Annotated in this window: 4 protein-coding genes; all 4 read right to left on the minus strand. The window is 60.0% G+C overall.

Features of this window, described 5'->3' with window-relative positions:
- Nucleotides 1-254, minus strand: a 254-nt coding sequence (locus tag V6C16_RS09735; protein ID WP_333543097.1) for a Mur ligase domain-containing protein, incomplete at its 3' end; no start/stop codon positions are given.
- A gap of 194 nt (nucleotides 255-448) precedes the next feature.
- A complete protein-coding gene (locus V6C16_RS09740) occupies nucleotides 449-2578 on the minus strand; it encodes a penicillin-binding transpeptidase domain-containing protein (protein ID WP_333534799.1) in 2130 nt (709 codons plus the stop codon).
- A gap of 126 nt (nucleotides 2579-2704) precedes the next feature.
- Entirely contained in the window at nucleotides 2705-3007 is a 303-nt protein-coding gene (locus V6C16_RS09745; protein ID WP_333534800.1) for a hypothetical protein, read from the minus strand.
- A partial coding sequence (gene mraW / locus V6C16_RS09750) for a 16S rRNA (cytosine(1402)-N(4))-methyltransferase (protein WP_333543098.1) occupies nucleotides 3004-3382 on the minus strand: 379 nt, incomplete at its 5' end. The genes mraW and V6C16_RS09745, both read right to left, overlap by 4 nt.

The raw sequence follows: 3382 nt of genomic DNA on the forward strand, positions 1-3382 counted from the left end.
GCCTCGCGCGGATCGGCGTAGTGGACGACTCTGCACCCGGCCGCGGCTGCGGCTGCGGCTTCCTCGCTGTCGGCCCGGCAAACGACAACTCCCGCCCCTGCTTCAACAGCGGCAGGAATAAACTGCGCGCCATCTTCCTTGACGCCGGGCACTGCCACAAAAATATCACCGGGGCATACCTGACGCGAGTCTGCGCGCACCTCTATTTCGCCACGTCCGCACTTATCCAGCAGGGCCGCAAATTCCCGATTCATAACCAACCTCTTTGTAGAGCAATTTCGTTTTAAGCGTGTTGCCTTGCGGCAAGGCAGGCCCGTTTGCGCCAAACCCGCCCAAACCCTTTATTGATGCCGTGCCTTGCAAAAACTCCCGGCCCTCCGGGCTTCTTCACCCGCCATTGCTGCCACCGCTGCTGCGGAATAGCTTCTGCGACGGGCAGCAACCGGCCTTACCGCTCTGAAAGCCAGAGAATATATTCCGTCTTGTTATCTTCTTCGGGCCATACCGCTCCCGGAGCCGGAGTCTGCTTGACCACGCGGCTGCCGGATCCCTTGAGTTCCGGCACAACGCCCGCCCGGGCAAAAAGTTCCACCGCATTGCGCACGGATTTGCCCATAACGTCGGGAACACGGCTGCCCGCCTTAGCCAGGTGTCCGGGCAGACGCATGCCTTCATCCTGCTGTGCGGCGGTTTTTTGAACTTCGTTGACGTACGGCACATCCAGACCGGCCAGCTTCAGGCCGCGTTTGCGCCCCGCAGAGGGAGCAGCGGGACTTGCAGCCACTGCGGCCTTCTTTGCCTCCGGAACAATGCCCGTATACGTCAGTGTGCGGCTGGCTATTTCCTTGAACACCGGAGCCGCCACCACGCCGCCGTACTGATTGCGCGTGGGTTCGTCCACCATGACCAGAATCAGGTAGCGCGGCTTGTCGGCCGGAAAAAAGCCGACAAAAGATGCCAGACGCTTACTGCCATACGTACCGGCCCGATGGTCGGCTTTCTGTGCCGTGCCGGTTTTTCCCGCCGCCTCAATGCCGTCAATGCGGGCGCGCTTGCCTGTGCCGTCGCTTTCTTCAACCACGTCGCGCATCATGCGCATGACCTCGCGCACAGTGGTCTGCGAGAAGACACGCTGCGGAACTTCCTCCACATTGTTGTCATCGCGCGTCAGGCGCAGCGGCTTGTAAACGCCGTTGTTCAGCAGCGTCAGATAGGCCTGGGCCATTTGCAGACCCGTGACGGAAATGCTCTGCCCGAACGATGTGGACATGATGTCCACCTCGCTCCAGTCGCGAGGGATGCGCAAAATGCCCTTGCTGTCGGCCACCGGCACATTGGTGCGCTGCCCGAAACCAAGCGCATGCAAGTATTTGTAAAACGTGGGCGCACCCATCATCAGGCCGATTTTAGCCATGCCGATGTTGGAAGAATAGCGCAGCACCTTGTTGGCGGGCAGCACCCCCTGACGGGAGGTGTCACGAATAGTGAAGTTTTTTGCCACCCACCGGCCGCTTTCGCAATCAATGGCGGTGCTGGTGCTGATTTTCTTTTCCTGAATGGCGGCGGCCATGACAAAAGGTTTGAAGGTTGAGCCAGGCTCAAGGGCGTCGGCCGCCAGACGGTTACGATACACGAGAGGGCTTGTGTCTTTGTAAATATTGGGATTGAAAAATGGGTACTGTGCCCAGGCCACAATTTCTCCCGAAGGCACATCCACCACCAGCGCGCCGCCCCAACGGGCGTCATAGTCACGCACGGCACGCGCCACGGCTTCTTCCACAATGAACTGCATCTGCACGTCGATGGTCAGCGTAAGGTCCTGACCACGCGGTTCGCTCTGCCCTTCTTCATGCAGGTAAAAGCGGCGGCCCATAGCATCGCGCTGCACTATCTGGCGGGTGGGGATGCAGCCCAGACGCGCTTCCATTGAACGCTCAATGCCCTCAAGCCCCTTGTCGTCCAGGCCCACAAAGCCCAACACCTGACCGGCCATATGCTTGAACGGGTAAACGCGGTCGTATTCCTTGGAAAGACCGATGCCTGCCAGATTGGTCTTGCGCACCGCCTCGGCGGTGAAGTCGTCAACCTTGCGCTTTATCCACACAAAACGGCGTTTCGTCTGAGAAAGGTCATTATAAAGCTTCTGCGGCTCGATGCCCAAAATAGGGCCAAGGGTGTTCGCCATGGCCTGAAAATCTTCAATTTCCTGCGGCCGGGCATAAACGGAGCGCGCCTCAATACTGCGGGCCAGCACCTGCCCGTTACGGTCAAAAATCATGCCGCGACGGCCGGTCACCAGCTCCGAGGCCATATGCTGCCGCCGTGCGCGCTCAGCCAGGCGCGGGCCTTCTATCATCTGAAGATACCAGGCGCGGCCCCAAAGGCCCGCCCACAGCAGACAAAAGACAACAACAACCATCCTGATGCGCACACGGCCCCAATCAACCTGCCCGGCCCACGCAAAGCGCGACTTGCCTTCGGGAGCCGGCGTCCGCATGCGATTGGAGACGCGTGTTTTTTTTTCGGCTCTGGGGGCATCTGTATGCCTGTTGGCCTTGCGCGAATTGAATTTGAACATGGCGAGTCCCGATGGCTTCCGGGTTGCCCCGGTTTTTACTGATAGTATTTATGTTGCCGTCTCCGGCCCGCGCATGTCCGGAACGGACGGGTACGGCTCGTCGGAGAGGTTTTATACGCGCAGGGCCTAGTGGCCTTCCATTCGGCGTATCTGCCCCGGCTTCGGCTCACGCATGGAAAATTCCTCGGCGCGGCGGCGCAGCTCATAGGGCGAAAGCAGGCGCTCTCTTTCCACTTCAAGCTTGGCGCGCAGGGCGCGCCGCTCGCGCATGGTGTTCTGCGCGATATTGATGAAATATGTGGTATCCATGCGCTCAATGTTGCTCCATACGAGCACAAGGCCCATGACCATACAGGCCAGCAAACCGAGCACCAGAAACAGCAGCCATCCCCTGCCGCCGCCAGGCTTCGCGGAAAGATTACGCTTCACGAGCCGGAATCCTCGGCAATCTTTTCAACCGCACGCAGCTTTGCGCTGCCCGCGCGGGAATTTGCCGCCAACTCTTCCGGCCCGGCCTGCAAGGGTTTTTTGTACAGAATGCGCACCTCGGGCTGATGCCCGCACACGCAACGGGGAATGTGCCTCGGGCAACGGCAGCCTTCGGCCCAGTGGCGCATGGCCTGCTTGACCATGCGATCCTCAAGCGAATGAAAGGTTATGACCGCCAGACGCCCGCCAATGGGCAACCATGCCAGTATCTGATCCAGAAAACGGCGCAGTTCGCCAAGTTCATCGTTAACAGCCATGCGCAAGGCCTGAAAGGTCCGCGTGGCGGGATGCCGGCGGGCCTTGGCCCGCCAGGCG

Origin of the sequence: Desulfovibrio sp. 1188_IL3213 (assembly GCF_036763145.1) — a bacterium.
GTDB lineage: Bacteria > Desulfobacterota > Desulfovibrionia > Desulfovibrionales > Desulfovibrionaceae > Desulfovibrio.

Excerpts from the sequence above, each read along its gene's own strand:
- V6C16_RS09740 (WP_333534799.1), bottom strand. The coding sequence starts at position 2,578 with ATGTTCAAATTCAATTCGCGCAAGGCCAACAGGCATACAGATGCCCCC.